The 18,157-nt window shown below is 41.6% G+C and carries 15 protein-coding genes; 8 read left to right on the forward strand and 7 right to left on the reverse strand.

Annotation, left to right across the window (positions count from 1 at the left end; all coding sequences use genetic code 11):
- Positions 1 to 107: 107 nt before the first annotated feature.
- The 5 genes from KJK34_RS09785 to KJK34_RS09805 form a co-directional block, all read right to left on the reverse strand.
- Entirely contained in the window at positions 108 to 4,961 is a 4,854-nt protein-coding gene (locus tag KJK34_RS09785) for a DNA repair ATPase (RefSeq protein WP_223053692.1), read from the reverse strand.
- 139 nt (positions 4,962 to 5,100) lie between these two features.
- Positions 5,101 to 7,161 carry a flotillin family protein gene (locus KJK34_RS09790; RefSeq protein ID WP_223053693.1) on the reverse strand — a complete coding sequence of 687 codons (2,061 nt, stop codon included), beginning with the start codon at positions 7,159 to 7,161 and terminating at the stop codon, positions 5,101 to 5,103.
- A 136-nt stretch (positions 7,162 to 7,297) separates the two neighbouring features.
- Positions 7,298 to 7,951: an OB-fold-containig protein gene (locus KJK34_RS09795; RefSeq protein WP_223053694.1), complete on the reverse strand. Its 654-nt coding sequence runs from the start codon at positions 7,949 to 7,951 to the stop codon at positions 7,298 to 7,300.
- A 12-nt stretch (positions 7,952 to 7,963) separates the two neighbouring features.
- Positions 7,964 to 8,680, reverse strand: coding sequence for a PspA/IM30 family protein (locus KJK34_RS09800; protein ID WP_223053695.1), 717 nt, complete (start codon positions 8,678 to 8,680; stop codon positions 7,964 to 7,966).
- Positions 8,681 to 8,684: 4 nt separating this feature from the next.
- Positions 8,685 to 9,080 (reverse strand): type III secretion system chaperone family protein, encoded by a 396-nt coding sequence (locus KJK34_RS09805; RefSeq protein WP_223053696.1) that lies wholly within the window; start codon positions 9,078 to 9,080, stop codon positions 8,685 to 8,687.
- 210 nt (positions 9,081 to 9,290) lie between these two features.
- On the opposite strand from KJK34_RS09805, the gene KJK34_RS09810 reads away from it, so the two are divergent.
- The 6 genes from KJK34_RS09810 to KJK34_RS09835 all read left to right on the forward strand — a co-directional run bounded on the left by KJK34_RS09810 (position 9,291) and on the right by KJK34_RS09835 (position 14,825).
- Positions 9,291 to 10,049 carry a LexA family transcriptional regulator gene (locus tag KJK34_RS09810; RefSeq protein WP_223053697.1) on the forward strand — a complete coding sequence of 253 codons (759 nt, stop codon included), beginning with the start codon at positions 9,291 to 9,293 and terminating at the stop codon, positions 10,047 to 10,049.
- A 35-nt stretch (positions 10,050 to 10,084) separates the two neighbouring features.
- Entirely contained in the window at positions 10,085 to 10,744 is a 660-nt protein-coding gene (locus tag KJK34_RS09815) for a PD-(D/E)XK nuclease family protein (protein ID WP_223053698.1), read from the forward strand.
- Positions 10,745 to 11,156: 412 nt separating this feature from the next.
- Positions 11,157 to 12,743, forward strand: coding sequence for a bifunctional GNAT family N-acetyltransferase/carbon-nitrogen hydrolase family protein (locus KJK34_RS09820; RefSeq protein ID WP_223053699.1), 1,587 nt, complete (start codon positions 11,157 to 11,159; stop codon positions 12,741 to 12,743).
- Positions 12,743 to 13,552 carry an SDR family oxidoreductase gene (locus tag KJK34_RS09825; protein ID WP_223053700.1) on the forward strand — a complete coding sequence of 270 codons (810 nt, stop codon included), beginning with the start codon at positions 12,743 to 12,745 and terminating at the stop codon, positions 13,550 to 13,552. The genes KJK34_RS09820 and KJK34_RS09825 overlap by 1 nt, the downstream gene beginning before the upstream one ends.
- A 207-nt stretch (positions 13,553 to 13,759) precedes the next feature.
- Positions 13,760 to 14,197 (forward strand): hypothetical protein, encoded by a 438-nt coding sequence (locus KJK34_RS09830; RefSeq protein ID WP_223053701.1) that lies wholly within the window; start codon positions 13,760 to 13,762, stop codon positions 14,195 to 14,197.
- Positions 14,172 to 14,825 (forward strand): HD domain-containing protein, encoded by a 654-nt coding sequence (locus KJK34_RS09835; RefSeq protein ID WP_223053702.1) that lies wholly within the window; start codon positions 14,172 to 14,174, stop codon positions 14,823 to 14,825. The genes KJK34_RS09830 and KJK34_RS09835 overlap by 26 nt, the downstream gene beginning before the upstream one ends.
- Here KJK34_RS09835 and KJK34_RS09840 read toward each other — a convergent pair.
- Positions 14,822 to 16,243, reverse strand: coding sequence for a hypothetical protein (locus KJK34_RS09840; protein WP_223053703.1), 1,422 nt, complete (start codon positions 16,241 to 16,243; stop codon positions 14,822 to 14,824). The genes KJK34_RS09835 and KJK34_RS09840 overlap by 4 nt on opposite strands.
- A 193-nt stretch (positions 16,244 to 16,436) precedes the next feature.
- Here KJK34_RS09840 and yiaA point away from each other — a divergent pair, with 193 nt between their 5' ends.
- The gene (gene yiaA, locus KJK34_RS09845) at positions 16,437 to 16,904 is read left to right on the forward strand and encodes an inner membrane protein YiaA (protein ID WP_223053704.1); all 468 of its coding nucleotides are present in this window, start codon (positions 16,437 to 16,439) and stop codon (positions 16,902 to 16,904) included.
- Between the two features lie 81 nt (positions 16,905 to 16,985).
- On the forward strand, positions 16,986 to 17,447 hold the full coding sequence (locus KJK34_RS09850; protein WP_223053705.1) for a hypothetical protein: 462 nt from the start codon (positions 16,986 to 16,988) through the stop codon (positions 17,445 to 17,447).
- Here the strand turns inward: KJK34_RS09850 and KJK34_RS09855 are convergent.
- Positions 17,444 to 18,157: a 3'-5' exonuclease gene (locus KJK34_RS09855; protein WP_223053706.1), complete on the reverse strand. Its 714-nt coding sequence runs from the start codon at positions 18,155 to 18,157 to the stop codon at positions 17,444 to 17,446. The two genes, KJK34_RS09850 and KJK34_RS09855, sit on opposite strands and share 4 nt — an antisense overlap.

The following is an 18,157-nucleotide window of genomic DNA, read 5'->3' on the forward strand; positions in this document are numbered from 1 at the left end:
TTTCCGTTTCGAGCGTAACAACGTGAAGTCGAGAAATCTAAATAGAAATTCTTAGAAATTTCTCCACAAGGTCGAAATGGAACAACAACACACTTAAGGCAGCCTTTTTATTTCTGCTCTATACCTTTTTTCAGGATATCCTTTATCCCTTCAAGGTGTTCTGTAAACTCCGCAACCTGAGACAGCATTAAAGCCATTTCATTACGGTCGCCAAAGCCTTTCAGCTTGTTGTTCTTTACAAAAGTTTCTTTTATAGATGCCCAGCGCGCTTTTTCATCTTCATTAAGCGAATTGGTCATTTCTTTATATTTAAGCAGGTTGGCTTCTGCGGCGCTGGTAAGCGTTTGCGTTTCGTTACGGTAATGCGAAAGCAGTAATGTATCTACTTCCTCATCATTCATTACCGGCACTATTTTGGCCACCAGCTTGTTCATATCCCTGTATGAGCCCTGCAGCCTGAACGGCGGCTCGGTGCGGTAAGCATCTTCCATCGCGGCAGAGGCTATATAGGCAGCATTGGCCTTAAGCACTACATTACGCACTTTTATAATCTTATCCAGCAGCGCAACATACGTTTCTATTTCCTGCTTGCTGTGGTTGCCTTTCAGGTCGGCACCGTCGCGCTGCCCGGTTTCCGCCATCTGTATCAGCGGGTACAGGTCATCAGCATTCTTAGCCATCAATCCTGCCAGTACAGGGTTTGCAGTAAGCGCGTTTTCTATAAGGCTCAGCTCAAAAAGATCGGCTTTGTTACCTATAACATCACCCAGGTTGTATATATCAGCACGGTTAGCCAGCATATCCGGTATGCGGAACTTCTCCCCTGTTTCGGTATAAGGGTTACCCGCCATCACCACGCAGAACTTTTTCGACTTCATGTCGTAGGTTTTGGGCTGACCGTTGTACACCCCTTCTATCTTTCGCGTGCCATCAGCCAGCGAAATGAACTTTTGCAGGAACTCAGGGCTGCAATGCTGTATATCGTCAAGATAAAGCATTACATTGTTACCCATTTCCAGCGCAAGGTTCAGTTTTTTAAGCTCCTCACGGGCTGCGGCATTGGTAGCAGAAGACGGATCGACAGAAGTAATGTCATGCCCTATTGCCGGGCCGTTTATCTTCATGAAGACCAAACCAAGCCTGTTGGCGATGTACTCCATAAGGGTAGTTTTACCATAGCCCGGCGGCGATACCAGCAGCAACATACCCGAACGGTCAGTGCGGCGGTTCTCTCCTGCAGTACCTAACTGTTTGGCAAGATTATCGCCGAACAACGGCAGGTACACCTGGTCTATAAGCTTGTTACGCACAAATGAAGTAAGTACTTTCGGCATAAACTCGTTAAGCCTTAGCTGCTCTTTCATTTCCTGCCCAATTCTGTGGCGCTCAGCGCGGAATTTCTCAAACGCCGGCACTTCTTCTTCAAAATACTGCGACAGGAGGCGGATGAACTCATGGTAATGGAAACTATAATTTCCATCAATTACTGTCGGGTGTGAACCCGCAAGCTCCTTTATTTCCTCAGAAGGCTCTATAGCGACTACTTTCTCTGCCGACTCATGCCTGTACAACAGCAGCGCGGTGACCTCATATAAATAATTCAGAAACTGCTGCTGCCCGGTTTCATTCAGGTAAGAAGCTACCCATTGTGCCGCAAGTAGCACACCGCTTTCTTTATCGGGTGCATTATCTATATTATGCCTGAAACTGACAGAAGCGTTCTTGCTCTCCAGCATTTTAAGGAAGTTCTCTGTTAGTTGTGCAGCTTTGTGGCTTAAGGTAAAGGCATCATCATCTTTAAGCTCCTCAAACAGGTAATGTGCTGCCTGGGCTACATCTTCTGTAAACGCCCTGCCAAAGGCTGTTTCGTTAATAAAAGCCTGTAAGCGCTGCGCTATATCGTCAATTACATATTCAAACTCCCTGCTGTTGGGGAATACTGAAAGTACTGCCCCGCTTGCTTTAATTTTTTTATTGAGCTTTGTGCGCGCCTCGTCTTCCATACCATACCAAAAGAACTGTGCCAATGCCCTTGTGGCAGGCGCATAGCGCAGCAGCCCTAGGTTATGGTGCTTTGCCGCAAGTACTTTCAGTATTTTAAAAGCATCTGCATCGTGCACGCCTTTTACATAGCCTTCTGTATAGTTTTTAGATGTTTCTTCCGACACCAAAGCCTGCAATGCACTGTCTTCCATTTCAAAAAGCTGCTGCGGGTTTTGGTTGCGGAATATCTTATAGGCCAGGAAAGCCGACCTGTATATATGCTCATTCTCGCTTACCAGTTCCTGGTTCCAGTACTTTTGAGAAGACAGCAGGGTACTGTCTTTTATATCCTGGTAAAAATCGGTTCCGGTAAGGTGGTATTGCAGGCTGCCGTCTTTATAAACTATGGTAAGGTCGAGCGGTTGCTTGTTTACCGCAAACTTATGCTTGCCGAGCCTTATAATGTTTTCACCGTCCTCATACAGTTCCTGCTTGTCCTTTAGTTTGCGGAGTGCATCTTCCCGCGCCGATTTCAGTTCGGTTTCAATGGCCTCTGCCTTACCTGTATCTTCGAGCTCATGCAGTTGCTGCACAAGGTCGCGCAGCTTGCCTATCATGAGGTCGGATGCAAAATAGCCGTTTATCTCATCAACCGAATTAAACGTAAGCGCTTTTGCAGCAACGTTTTTAAGGATGCGCCCCGAAGCAGTCTCTATAGCTACGGCTTTTTTATTGCGTGCTTCTATAAGTGCATTTTTGCGCGCCTCGAATGCCGAATAAACCTCTTCACGCTTTTCCATGACAGAGCCTGTAAACTCTTCATAGTCGGCAAAACGCGTCTCAAGGTCTTCAAGTTGTACCGATATTTTATTCAGTAGCTCGTCTGCCTTTTCGGGTGTAACGGCCCTGTCTAGCGCATTAACGATGCTTTGGTCTATCAGCTTTACCTGTGCGGCAAAATCGGCTTTTGCCTCCTTACTGCCCAAAGAAGTTATCTTGTTCTTAATATCAGCCTTGACACGGTTTAGCGTAGCAAATATCAGCGAGATGTTATTTATTATCTGTGTTGATTTGCTCGTGTCCTCTATCTTCAGGTTCGATACAATATCAATAAGCATTTCAAGGTCGGCAGTAATTTTATTTACTTCCTCCTGTAATGCCTTGCCTTCTGCAACCGTAGTTATGCTTTCAATTGCGCCTTTCTTTTCATCAACACGGGCGTGATACGGCTCCAGCGCCTTATCATCCATAAGGAACTGCACGCAGTTTTGCGATATTTTCTCCGTTTCCTCAACTATCTCGGCTTCCAGCGTGTTGATGAACTCCGAATCCACATACCGCACTTCACGCAGGCTTATAACCTCGCCACGCAATGAACGTAAAGCAGCTAAATCAGCTACATATACATCAATGTCATCCAGCGGCGAGCTTTTTATTTTTACAAACAGGCTTTCGGCTTTCTGGCGTACCTCATCCGTAAGTTTTTTTGCATTCTGTCTTAGCTGCACCACCTTTTCAAATTCGTCTATGGCGGCGTTGGCCGTTTTCTTTATTTCGGTAAGCGGCAGGTTCAGCTCAAAAGTTTCCTTGCTGTTTATCCAGTAATAACCATCGAGTATGTTCTGCGCCATGCGGGTAAGGTCGGCATACAAACCCTCGTAATCGTCATTTTTGTTCAGTAGCGTTATAATAGCCTGGCAATCCGCCATAGCTTTCACAATATCCTTATTGCCTATTTTGTAGATGTAGCTGTCTTTATGCGGCGACGGCATAAAATCGCCTTTTACAAACGGCGTTTGCCATATCTGCACCAAATGGTTCTTTGTAGCCTCATCCTCCGCGCGGAAGTAACACAGTTCACCATTCTTTAAAATGGTAAAGCCGTTACATACTATGGGTGTGGTTACCTCTCGGGTAATAAGATTGTACTGCATCAGCACATACTGCCCGAATTTTTCTTCATAGAACACATACATAAAGTCTTCGCCGTTTGGCGACGCTATGCGTTCCTGGAACATTAGGTTCTGCAGGCTGTTTTCATACATCTTATACTCCCCTGTTTGCAGGTAATAGCCGTTAGAAAAAATTAGCCCGTGGTCGTCCGGCAGCAGTATTGCCGAAGTTTCAAGACTATCTATCTTGCGGACTTCCTGCAGCTTGTGGTTGTATATAAAGTAGCGCGGCTCTTCCTGAAACGGTTTTATGCGAAGTGCGATAAGGTTACCCAGGTCGGCATACTGAAAGTTACCATCGTCCAGTGTCTGGTCCGGGTGCGATACCTCCTCGTCATAAATACCTTTACCAACCGTGGTGTTATCCTCAATCTTAATGGTGAGGGTGCCACCAACAGTTTCTACAAACACCTTGTCGAGTATCGACACATGCGGGTGCTTGCCATAACGCTGCATATCGCGGGTGGTTTCCTGCAAGCGGAAATCGTGCTGGCGCGGGAATTTGTATTCGTGGTCGCTGCGGTTATCTATATAAGTAAGCGTGTTGTCCTTAATCAGCCACTTAAAGGTCTTTATGTCGCTAAGGCGGTCGCTTATCTGGAACACCATGTGCAGGTAGTTGCCGGCAATAAAGAATTTACGGAAACTGGTATCCCTGTAGTATTTATAAAGGTTGAAGAAATCGGAATGGAAGGTTTCGTCATTTATAAACTCAAGCCCTTCTTCACGAAATTCTTCATTTTCATATATATAGATGCTGAAAACATCTTCCGCCTTAATATCGGTACGCAGCCCAAAGTGCACGTTATAGCCCAGTATGCACCTTTCACCTATCGACACAATATCGGCAGGGATGCAGTTGTTTTGGGTAATAATGCGGTTATTGGCTATGAGTTTGGTTTCTATACTGCCAAAAACTTCCTTACGGGCTTCATTAAGCTTTTGCAGCCTGCCCAAAAGGTCGTTTTTCTGGGTTTGCAAACGCCCCTGTATAATCTCATAGGTACCGCCTTCCAGTGTACTCATGTTTATTTTTAATTAAAGTTAAAAGGTTTGAAGCAGCAGTAACTATATGCTTAACAAACTTTTATGCGGTAATAAGGAAAAGTAACCTCCGGCACCATGGGGCGCCGAAGGCATTATTTAAAAAAATCAACTAAACTGCCTATCCCAGCTTTTTATCCGATAGGCCCATGCTTTTGGCCATCAGCATCAGGTTAGAGAACAGGCCTTTCTCGCCCGAGTCGTCACTGCGTTTTTGCAGCTCCATCAATAATCCGGCAACGGTAAGGTTCTTAATGTCCTCGCTTGAAATGCCATATTTATCAGCAAAACCCTTTATACGGTCCAGCAGGTTTTCCCTGCTTTCGCCGCCCTCGCCAAGAATGGCATCTTTTATCTCGCTGATGTTCTCGCTGTGGTTTACCAGCCTGTCAAAGCCTTTAGCGCGGGTAATCTGGTTCACGATCTGGTCAAAGAACATCGTTTCGCCACCCACAATATCAATCTTGGCAGCCTTAAGCGCTTCGCCTATAACATTGGCTTGTGCATCGGCTATATCCTTCTGTATGTTGATGTGGGCAAGATCTACCTGTAGCTCTTTGTTAAGCCTTAGCTTGAACTCTTCGTGCTCTTTACCTACACCGTCAAGCTTTTTCATCGCTTCGGCTTTTTCTTCTATGCCGCTTGCTTCTGCCATTGCTTTTTCTTTAATAACAGTAGCTTCAGAAAGTCCAAGTTCCCTTTCGGCTTCGGCTTTTGCCTTAAGGCCTGCGGCCTCGGCAAGCGCCTTCTTCTCAATAACAAGGGCATCAACAATACCCTGCCTTTCGTTAGCATCGGCTTTGGCGTGCATTACCTGCGCTTCAGAAAGTCCGAATGTAGCATCTTCCTTCGCTTTGGCTTCGGCAAGTATTTTGCGGGCTTCGGCTTCTTTTTCGCTGGCAGCCATCCTTGCGGCAGCCTCTATGTTAATCTCTTCGGCTTTTTGCTTGGCGGCTTCTTTCTCTGCCTCGGCAGCCTTAAGACGCTTAATGTACAGCTCTTCACTTTCTTTTTCAGCAAGGGTAACCGCTACTTTTTTCTTCCTCTCGGCATCCTTAAATGCCTCGATATCCTTAACGCTTTCCTGCTCTGTAACCACTCCTTTTTCGAGCATTACCCTGTCGCGGATAACATTTTGTATGTTTTTGCGCTCAACCTCAACCGCCTTGTCTTTTTCAATCTGGGCAAGGGTAACAATACGCTCCCTCTCGGTTTGCTCTAATGCGCGGTCTTTTTCTACCCTTTCGGTTTCTACGGCGGCGGTACGCTCTTTGTTCTTGGCGGCTACAATAACCAGCCTGTCTTTATTTTCTTCTGCAACAAGCACTTTTTCAGCCGTGTTGATTCGGGCTGTTTCACTCTTAAGCCTTTCTTCTTCGTTTACTTTTGCTATCTCGGCTTCCTCACGGGCTTTGATGTTCGCAATTTCACGTTTTTGTATCTCTTCCTTCTCGGCAAGCTGGCGGTCTAACGCCAAGATAGCCTCACGTGCCTCAACGTCCTGCTTGCGGATGGTTTTCTCTTCATCCCTACGGATAAGGTTCGATTTTATGTTTTGTGCCGCTGTAAGCTCTGTAATCTTCTTAATACCTTCAGAGTCAAGAATGTTATCGGTCTTAAGGTGGCTTAATGAAGTCTGCTCCAGGTCGTCTATAGCACAGTCATCCAGTATATACCCGTTAAGGTCGGTACCGATGATAGAGATAATCTCTTCGCGGAACTCGCTGCGCGCTTCGTATAATTCGATAAAGTCGAACTTCTTACCTACTGTTTTAAGTGCTTCAGAAAATTTAGCATCAAACAGGTTGCGAAGTACTTCTATTTCGCTGGCCCTTTCGCAGCCAATGGTTTGTGCCACATTGATAATATCGGCAGCCGATTTGTTTATCTTGATAAAGAAGGTAACCTTAATATCGGCACGGATGTTATCTTTACAGATAAGCCCGTTTACGCCGGTGCGCTCTACTTCGAGCTTTTTTACAGAGATATCCATTATCTCCATTTTGTGCAGTACCGGCACTACAAGCCCGGCATTAAAAAATACCTTGGTACCGCCTGCGCCTGTGCGCACAAGAACTTTGCCCTGTATGGTTTTCTTATACATAGAGATAACCCATACCAAAAGGCCGATAACCACAATGATAATGGCTATCATAGTAATTAACAGAGTGTTTCCTAACATTGTAATTTAGTGTTTAATTGATTGGTTTATAAAATAAATTCAAGAACAGATGTTATCAGGCCTATTAGTGCCCTGATAAGCGTGGTAAAAAAATATATCATGGTTGTTGGATGTTATGATGGTTATGCAGTTTAAATCAATAGTCAAACTTTTCTACAAGGTAATACCTCCTGTCGTCGCTTTCGCGCACTATTACAGCCTGCTGCCCTGCGGCAATATCCTCTTCTGTATTGCTTCTGGCATACAGCTTCATAGGGTCGCCGTTAACGGTTAACTCTATCATGCCTGTTTTTTGCGGCCCTACTGTTGACACCACACTACACCTGCGCCCTAAAAAATCTATTTCGGGCTCACCTTTGTGGTTTACCTGCCTGTACAGGTAACCCAGCGGCTTTGCCAGCAGCTTTACAAAGAAAAGGCTCAGCAACAGGTTGGGTATTATCAGCAGGAAGCCCAGCAGGGTGCTCTCTATACCCAGGTAATAGGTAATGTTTACACCTATAAGCCACATGCTGAAGAACATAATGGTAACAATAAACATCAGGGGCAGCTCATCAAAGTTAAAGTACTCCAGTACCTTCATAAAACTGCTGCCTTCTGTAGCGCCTTCGCTGCTGGTGGGGTCGGCATCAAAATCAGCATCAATATCAGCCGAGTCAAAGTCTATGCTGAAATGGTCGGGGTCAAGGCCGGCAATAATTACCAATATCCAATATATCACCATAACGATAGACATTATGGTAAAAAAGGCATTTACGGGCGAAAAAGAAATTTCTATTAATTCCTTCATTGGGTTTGTTTGTTACTCGTTCTTTTCGCCGCCGATGCCCATTTGCGCCTTTAGCTTTTCAAGCTCGCTCACCGCTTTGGATTTTTTTACATCAACAGCATTATCTATCTCTGCATCTATAGATTTAGATGCACCGGCAATTTCGCCATAAGCTTCGGCAAGGGCTTCTTCCTGCAACACCTTTTCCTTCATGCGCTCCAGTAAAGAAATAGTTCCGTTACTGTCTATCTTTGCCATCTGCTTGTTCAGGTTCTTAGTGGCATCGGCCACCTTAACACGGCTGCGCAGTATTTTAAGCTCGTTCTCCCATTTATTTATGTTCTGCTTAATGGTCTGCACGTTGGCTTCCATCTGCAGTACATTATGGTCAAACTTCTCTTTATCGGTTTCTGCCCGCTTTTGGTGTACTAACGACTCTTCTTTCTTAACAAGCGCTTCGGTAGCCAAACGGTCTGCCTCCTCCGGCTCTATGCCGCCTTTCTGGGCTTTTTTGAGTATCAGCATGGCTTTTTCACTGTAATCTTCAGCTTTGTTACCATACTCTTCCACCTCATTCTTGGCACGTATGCTCATTGCCTTAACCTGTGCAAGCGCCTCAAGGCTCTTGTCAAGGTCGTCTTTCATATCCCTTATGCCCTGCTCGGTCATTTTTATCGGGTCTTCCATCCCGTCTATCGCATGGTGCACTTCGGCCTGCCCAATTTTGAATAATCTTCTTAAAAATCTCATCGCATTAATTTTTTGAAAAGTTAATAATCTGTTCCGAATACTCGCTTAGCAGCAGGCTCAGCGAATTTAACGTTGCCCCAAACTCGTTCTGGTCTAAATTTTCGAGTTGAAGCGAGTCCCTGAAAATTACTTTTCTGCCTGTATCATCAAGCACAAACGCCCCGTGAATAATATCGCGGTTCTTTTGGAGCAGCTCCTTAAACACCGGGTAAGCATCCGGCTTTACCTCAAACAGGAACTGTTCGAAAATAACAATTGGGTATGCCACACAGATAATAAGGTTAACTATACCCTCCTGCTCGTTGCTGACCATGAAAACGCATTCGCTCTTGTTTTCATATTTAATTTCCAGCTGAAGCTCATTCAGGTAATTCTTTACCACTCCGAAATAGTCTTTCATGTTACAGTAATTAAATAATTTTATAAAACTCGCTTTTTTTTCGTGTGTTCACAAATATTGTTTTAAGTAGTTTTTAACAACATACTACTCAAATAATCTTCGCAACACGCTCATCATATTAGCAATATTTGTATATTTGCTCATATTGTTAGCACAAAGTTATATAATTTATTCTACATTGCAAATATTATTAGCAAAATATTTTAGGTTATGTTCGGAAAGAATTTAAAAAAAATACGCAGCGTTCACGGTATGAGCCAGCAGGAATTTGCAGAACTATTTGATTTAAAGCGTGGTACGCTTGGCGCTTATGAAGAAGACCGCAGTAATCCAAAGCTGGAAACGGTAATGAAAATTGCTAAACATTTTAGCATAGGTGTAGAAGACCTGCTCACTAAAGAGCTTACCGTGAATAAATTACTACGCTTTAACGAAGCCATAACCACAGGAGATGCGGCAGAACAAGATACTGCATTTAAAGGCATTCCCTGTATTATTGAAGGAAAGGCAGCAGAATTTATAGCAATTTACACTAATACTAATAATATTAGCAAAACGAAATTGCCTCTTGTTTGCCTGCCTAATGTAGAAGGCGACGATAAAATAGCACTGGTTGTAGATGACTTAACTATGTCGGGCGGGGCTTCCGGTTTTTTACCAAAAGATATGGTTATAGGGCAAAATATTGATTTAAAAGACATAGCATCAACCAACAGGGAACTTGTAATAGCACTAACCGAAACAGCACTGCTGCTGCGTAAAATGAGTTATCAGGGCGACAAGGTAGTGCTTAAGGCCAACCACCCGGGGGTAGAACCTGTAGCACTGGACACAACAGAAGTTAAGGGCATCTGGAGAGTAGTACATGTTTTTAGGTACACCATGCCTACCGGCGAAAATGAACTGGAACAACGACTTGCCCAGCTTGAAAATACAATTGCTGCTTTACGCCAAAGGCCGGGATGGTAAAAATGATAATAGCTGATATATTAACTTCAATTTAGATGGAAGAATTTAATATGTTTAAAATACTAAATAAGGATGATAAGGAATTAATACATTCAGCCTTTATAAGGTATCTTATGTTAAGAAATAATTGTTTTTATAACTTTATAAATGCTCCTTTATTAAAATATGACATACCTATTTTAGAAAAGGCATACACTACAAAAGTAAACCGAAAAAACAAAAAATACAGAATTGATATTGAAGTAAGTAGTTTTGATAAAAGTACGATAATAATAATCGAAAATAAATTCAAGTCGTTTCCTAACAACAAACAGTTAGAGTGTTATGATCGAATATATAACGAAAAATACAATGGGATCAGAATAATTAAATATTTATTTTGTTTTGATAAAAATATTTTTAAAAACACTACTGAATGGATAGTTTTTGATTATAATGATTTAATCGATTATATTAAAATTATTCTTTCAAAAGTCAATTCAAAAGATGAAAGAATATTTATTCAACACTATTTAAACTTTTTAAATGAATACATAGAAAAATATTCAATTTTAAAAGCTGATTTTAGTAAACTACTTATAAATCAATCTAATAATGAAAATAAATTTTGGCTTAAAATCTTTTACTCTGCATTAGAAATTAGATTACATGAATATTTTAAAAAAGAAGGAATAACAATAAATTTTTTTTTTTAGGTGCGGGTAATACTACAATCCCACTACTAAACATACATCCTACTCATTGGAATAAAAACTCTAAAGATCTGCTTATACAATTACAAGGAAATGTGATTAAGTTTTATTCACATTGTGGTGATAATGAATTTTTAGAGCCTCTTATATTAAAATCTAAAAATTGCCCATATAATATAAATACTAAATACAAAAAACTCACATACAAAAAAGAAAAAACTGCTTTTATTCATATGGAAAATGTCTTGGAATCAAACGAAGAGAGTTTAGATATTTCTAAATTTGCAAATATTGTAATTAAGTTTTACTGGCATATTGAAAATAATGGTTTGTATAATTAACAGCTCATTAACCATCAGCATATACTTACAAAAGGAATGATTTTGTAAATTTACAGATAAACGTAAATTGATATATGCAGATAGAGATTAGCAAGGTTGAGCTGCGCAACCTTAGGATTGAAGACTATAAACAGCTAAAGCTGAGCATGCAGCACGCTTATCATGACATGGATGAGCCCTACTGGGGCGAAAAAGATATTGAAAGGCTTTTAAAGATTTTTCCTGAAGGGCAACTTGTGGTACTGGTTGACGGTAAGGTAGTCGGTTCGGCACTTTCTTTAATTGTAGATTATAAAAAAGCAACATCTAACCATACCTACGAAAAGATAACCGGGAACTACAGCTTTGACACTCACGACTATGATGGTGAAGTACTATATGGTATTGATGTGTTTATAGACCCTGAATATCGTGGCCTGCGCCTTGGTAGGAGGCTTTATGATGCGCGCAAGGAGCTTTGCGAACAGCTTAACCTGAAGTCGATAATTTTTGCAGGCAGGATACCTAATTATACCGAGCATTCAAAAGAATATTCCCCTAAAGAATATATTGAAAAAGTGAGGCTTAAAGAAGTACACGACCCTGTGCTATCTTTTCAGCTAAGTAATGACTTTCACGTTATACGGGTTATGCGCAACTACCTTGAGGGCGATAAAAGCTCTCAGGAGTATGCGGTGCTTATGGAGTGGAACAACATTTACTACGATAAAAGCCCCAAACTGATAAACGCGCGTAAGAGCGTGGTGCGCCTGGGCCTTGTGCAGTGGCAGATGCGACCGCTGGCGAATGTGGAGGCGCTTTTTGAGCAGGCTGAATTTTTTATTGATGCCGTTTCGGGCTATGGGAGCGATTTTGCATTATTTCCGGAACTGTTTGTTGCCCCGCTGATGGCCGACTTTAACCACCTTACCGAAGCTGATGCCATACGTGAAATTGCCCGCTACTGCGAACCCATAAGGAAGCGTTTCCAGGAAATGGCAATATCCTATAATATAAACATCATTACCGGCAGTATGCCGATGGTAGAGGATGGCAACCTGTATAATGTTGGCTTTTTATGCAAGCGCGATGGTACCAGCGAGATGTACCGCAAAATACACATTACCCCTAACGAAATACACTACTGGGGTATGAAAGGCGGATCTGAAATACAGACTTTTGATACCGATTGCGGCAAAATAGGTATTATGGTGTGCTATGATGTAGAGTTCCCTGAGCTTTCCAGGCTCATGGCAGATGAAGGCATGGAGATATTGTTTGTACCTTTCCTTACCGATACACAAAACGGCTACACCCGCGTTAAGCACTGCGCACAGGCACGGGCCATAGAAAATGAGTGCTACGTAGCCATTGCGGGTTGCGTTGGTAACCTGCCCGGCGTTAATAATATGGATATTCAGTATGCACAAACCGCGGTGTTTACACCGTCAGACTTTGCTTTCCCGTCAAACGGAATTAAAGCTGAGGCTACACCGAATACAGAAATGACACTTATAGTGGATATAGACCTTGACCTGCTTAAGGAGCTGCACGAATATGGAAGTGTGCGGATATTAAAAGACCGCCGTAATGATTTGTATAAAATTAAAAGGCTTAGTGCATCTGCAAAGCAGGAAACACCTGATAATGTACCCTCTAACAAAAAACAGCCTGTAAAATAATGGCGGGTAAGCATATTTCGATACTCGGTTGCGGGTGGCTTGGGCTTCCGCTTGCAAAGCACCTTATAAAGCTTGGATATAGTGTAAAAGGCTCTACTACAACAGCAGCAAAGACAGAGAGCTTAAAGCAACAGGGTATAGTGCCTTATCTTGTAAAACTTGGTGAAAACAATATTGAAGGAGATATTAAAGGATTGCTCGAAGATACTGAAACACTTATTATTGATATACCGCCCGGGCTGAGAAGCAACAGCAACGCAAACTTTACAGCAAAAATTGAACGGCTTATTCCGCATATTGAGGAAGCACAGGTAAAAAATGTACTTTTCGTAAGCTCAACTTCAGTGTATGGAGACAGCCAGGGCATAGTGACCGAAGATACTGAGGCACTGCCGGCAACAGAAAGTGGCAGGCAGTTACTGGAAACAGAGCAACTGCTGCAGGAAAACAAAATGTTCAACACAACAATTATACGCTTCGGGGGGCTTATAGGTGAAGACAGGCACCCTGTAAACCATTTGGCAGGCAAGGAAAATATTAAGGATGCAGACGCGCCAATTAACCTTATACACCAAACAGATTGTATTGGTATTATAACAGCAGTAATAGAAAAAGGTATATGGGGAGAAATCTTTAACGGGGTTGCTCCATACCACCCTTCGCGTAAGGAATATTATACGGAAAAAGCTAAACAAAAAAACCTTCCATTACCTTTGTTCAGCCGGGAAGAAGCATCAGGAGTGAAGGTGATAGCTGCCGATAAGGTAACGGAGGTTTTAAAGTTTAGATTTAAATTTGCTGAACTCTAACTTAAATACTGCCCCCGGCAAACGCATTGGCAGGAGCAGTAATTAAAATTAGCTGAATGTATAACATTAGTTGGATGTGATGTAAAATAACATATAATTAACGACTTAAAATTGCGGTTTTTCCGCAATTAACATTTTTTTAAGAAATTTTTATGTATAGAAAATCTGCTTTAATCTGAGTATATTTGTTATACCAACAGGCCGCAAATGAAGTACCTCTTAAAATTATGGCTCACAACGCTTTTAGTTTCGCCCTTTGTGGTGTGCTGCCTGCTCGCTTTAGGTGATGATAAAAGCTGGATAAACAGTGGTACCGCGATACTCTTACTTTCACTTATGGTGCTTACAGGCCTTACTATGTCAGTCCCTGCCATGGCAATACTTTTTGTACTAAAAACGTATCTCGAAAAAAAGAATATAGGCATAGTTAAGCTGAAAGCACTTATAAGCCTTTATGCCATAGCCGCCATATACATAACCTTTGTTATTGCAGATTATACTTTTGTATTCAGCCTGCGCAACAACCTTTGGTGGCCTGTGGTATATTGCATATCAGCATTATTTTCCATTTACTATTTCAGAATAAAAACGGACACAATTCAGTCCCAAATAAACCGCAATGAGCAACCCCGCACTGATACATAAAACAATACTTTTCGTAAAAGAACAATTAAAAAATGCCGAAGGCGGCCACGACTGGTTCCACATTCAGCGGGTGTATAATAATGCGCTTAAAATAGCAGAATCTGAAGAATGTGATTTACTCACAGTACAACTTGGTGCACTATTACATGATATCGCTGACAGCAAATTTCACGATGGTGATGAAGCCGTAGGCCCTGCCTTAGCAAGGCAGTTCCTTGAAAGTGAAGGTACGCCCGAAGATGTTATCAGCCATGTTGAAAACATAATAAAGAACATTTCTTTTAAGGGTGGTAACTTTATGCCCGATTTTAATTCGGCTGAACTGCAGATTGTTCAGGATGCCGACAGGCTTGATGCACTGGGCGCTATAGGTATAGCGCGTACCTTTAACTATGGCGGATTTAAAAACCGCCCGCTTTATAATCCGGAAATAGCACCGCAACTTAACATGACAAAAGAAGAGTATAAAAACAATAACGCTCCTACCCTTAATCATTTTTATGAAAAGCTGCTGTTGCTTAAAGACCGTATAAATACCAAAACCGGTAAAGAAATGGCAGAAGCGCGGCACAAGTATATGGAAGGTTTCCTCTCACAGTTCTATGCTGAATGGGAAGGTGAGCGTTAATGCTTATTGTTTACCATTTCTATGATGGTATCATAAACAGGCTTTCTTTTAACCTTAGCTGTAAGCCACCCTATAAAGCTTATAATAAAAATATCGCCTTTTTTTGCCATTGTACTAAATGCTTCTATACGCTCTAAATATTTTTTATCGTGTATGCTTTCCGGTTTTAAAAGTAACTGTTCTAAAAGCTGCACATAGGTTAGCACCCTATCTTCATTAACCTGCATAAGATACTTCTTGTAGCGTTTCCTAAAGCTTTTAATGCGCGATAGGGCAAGCTCTTCTTTATCAAATTCTGTATAAAGCAATATTTCTACCAGTACTTTCTTTATTGCCCAGTCCATACCCATACGGGTTTCATACCAACTGTCAGAGTGGGTATATCGCAACATGTACTGTATAGCTTCCTTATCAGAATTTTGCAGATGCATTACAGCAAGGCACAACCAAAGATCATTTATATCTGTAGGGTCGCCTTTCTTTTGTTTCAACAGGGCTTTTTGTGCTGTGGCTACTGCCTCTTTTGCCCTGCCGGAATAATTTAATGCAAGCGCTTTCAGTAATTGATGGCGCAGGAAAAAGCGGTTAAAATATTTTTTCTGCTTTAGCTCCATTTGTTCACCCATCTGCTCCAGGTAAAGCAATGACTTGTCAAACTGCCTGTTGCGTAAATAGCCATTCGCAATAAAATAGAGTACATATATGTGGTAGTATAAATGGTGGCTTCCGTCTTTTTCATCAATAAATTTCAGGCTGCGCTCTATAAAAGGTTCAATGATAGTAAAGTCGCTGTTTATAGAGGAAAATTCGTTGGCTATATATAATATCTGGTACAGTGATTTGTATGAAAGTATTTCATTCAGCGAAACTCCCAGTGTCTCGATAGTATTACGCACAATCGTACGGAAGTCGGTTATCTTGCCCTTATGATAAATCTCGGCAAGTTCGCGGCGCAGCAAAGCATAACCAATGTTTAACTGTTGCTCATGGTAGAGTTTTTTGCTGTTAGCTTTAAACTTTACTATTGTTTCATCGAGTTGCGGGCTGGCTGATAAGTGAGCAAACTGTATTTGCGTAAGATATATTTCATTCAGCAAGCTGAATTGCTCTAATGGCAACGCTTTGCTTTCGGCTTTAGCAAGGCATTTAAATGCCGTTTTGTACAATTTATGTTCTAAGAAAACACGGCTTACTACCAGAAGTTTCAACACTTCGTGTTCAGCGGAAGTATCTACTTCAAAAGTCCGGTTTGCCATAAATTCTATCATACAATCATATACCCTTTTACGCAAAGCATGATAAGCATCTGCATTTTTACCTGATATAAATTCATTTTTTAAAATATTTATATCGTCAGTTTCAAGCAAGTTAAAAAAGTGGATGTTTTTTACATTATGCCTTTTGTTCCGTTTAGACATAAAGCTTTTGAAAGCCTTTCTATCTTCATTGGACATGATTGAGAGTATATCAGTAACAGCATTCATAAAGCAGAATTTAAGACTCAATAAATATATATAATTAAAAGTATATCGTCAGTTTATAAATGAAATTAACTTTAGCAGGTTGCAGATTAAACGGAGATTTGCCTCATAATCTTAAAACAAAGAAATTATGGATCCGCTAACATCTAATGAAGTAAATGAGAATTTTAAAGCTGCTAAAAAGCAGCATAGCAAGAGTGTTTCACTTTTAAAACCGAGCCCTGCCTTTGTAGGCGCATCATGGGTAGCGTTGCTGACCGGAATGGTATCGTTTTGCATTGGCCTGATTAATGCCGACATGGAACTGAATGAGAAAGGGTATTACTTTACCATATTACTCTTTGGTTTGTTCTCGGTAATATCAGTTCAGAAAAGCGTGCGCGACAGGCAGGAAGGCCTGCCTGTTACCGATATGTATTATGGCATAAGCTGGTTTACCACAATAGCATCTTTACTGCTGCTGGTAATAGGGCTTTGGAAAGCCGACCTGTACCTGAGCGAAAAAGGATTTTACGGCATGTCTTTCGCACTAAGCCTTTTTGCTGCTATAGCCGTACAAAAAAACACCCGCGACCTTAAACATTTTGAAGAGCTATAACACTTAGCGGATGCCCCGTAGCTATGTGCCAACTACAGGCTGCGGGGTTTTTTATATATTTATTCACTCAAAAATTAATTCATGATACCTTTCAATGTTTCATTTGGAATATTTGCATTCCTACCACAAGGATGGCTGTTTATGCTTTTTGTTATATTTATTGAAGGAAGCCTGCTCTCCAAATCCCTTACCGGCAGTTGGAAGCAAAAGAAATTTTACCGGGTTTCATTAGTAACAAATGTGGTAAGCGGGATTGCCGGGTTTCTTCTTTCGATGGCACTTAATGGCGGGTGGTGGTTGGTAATATGGATTCCTTGGGTTAGCCGCAATGAGGTTAATATTTTTACTCGCACAGGCTTGTTTAATTTAGTGATATATTACACTTTAGCTTTTGTGCTAACAATAGTTATAGAAACTGTAATCAATTTACTTTTGCTTAAAAAGCAATATAATAATATAAGAATTATTAAAACAACGCTGGCAGTTAACCTGATAAGCTATCTTATAGGCTCTATAGTTTTGTATTCCTACAGTTTCAGTTAAACATGAATTATCTCATCTTCTATTAACAAATCTTCACGGCGCATGCGCAATAACACCTGTGCAACGGCTACCACATCTTTTTCGCAATAGGTTACAATACGGTCTATGTCTTTTTCATTATAAAACACATGGCTAACCTGGCTGCCGTCTATATCACCTTTAGAAGATGGTATTCCCAATATCTTGCACAGCAGCTTTAGCGATGTAAAACTTTTATAATCGCCGAATTTCCATAATTCCATAGTGTCGAGGTGCGGCACCTCCCACGGCTTCTTGCCGAAAAGGTTAAGCTTGGGCGGCAATGGCATCCCGTGAATGATCATGCGCCGGGCTATAAATGGAAAATCAAACTCTTTGGCATTGTGCCCGCACAATATGTGCTGCGGCCCGTTAAAATGATTGATAAGCAGGTTGCTGAAATCCTTTAATATCTGTTTTTCTTCTCCGCAGAAAGAGGTAACTCGAAAGTGGCGTATATCTCCCCTAAAGGTAAAGAACCCGGCAGATAGGCATATTATCTTGCCGAACTCTGCCCAAATGCCAGCACGCTCGTAAAACTCTTCGGGGGACTGGCCGTCTTTGCGCTGGTATTGGGTTTTAAGGTCATATAAAAGCTGCGTTTCCTCATCCAGGTGCCCGAAATGGGGCTGTTCTGGAACGGTTTCTATATCCAGGAAAAGTATATTTTCAAGGTTTACTTTTTCAATCAT

Source organism: Flavobacterium coralii (genome assembly GCF_019891545.1).
Lineage (GTDB): Bacteria > Bacteroidota > Bacteroidia > Flavobacteriales > Flavobacteriaceae > Flavobacterium > Flavobacterium coralii.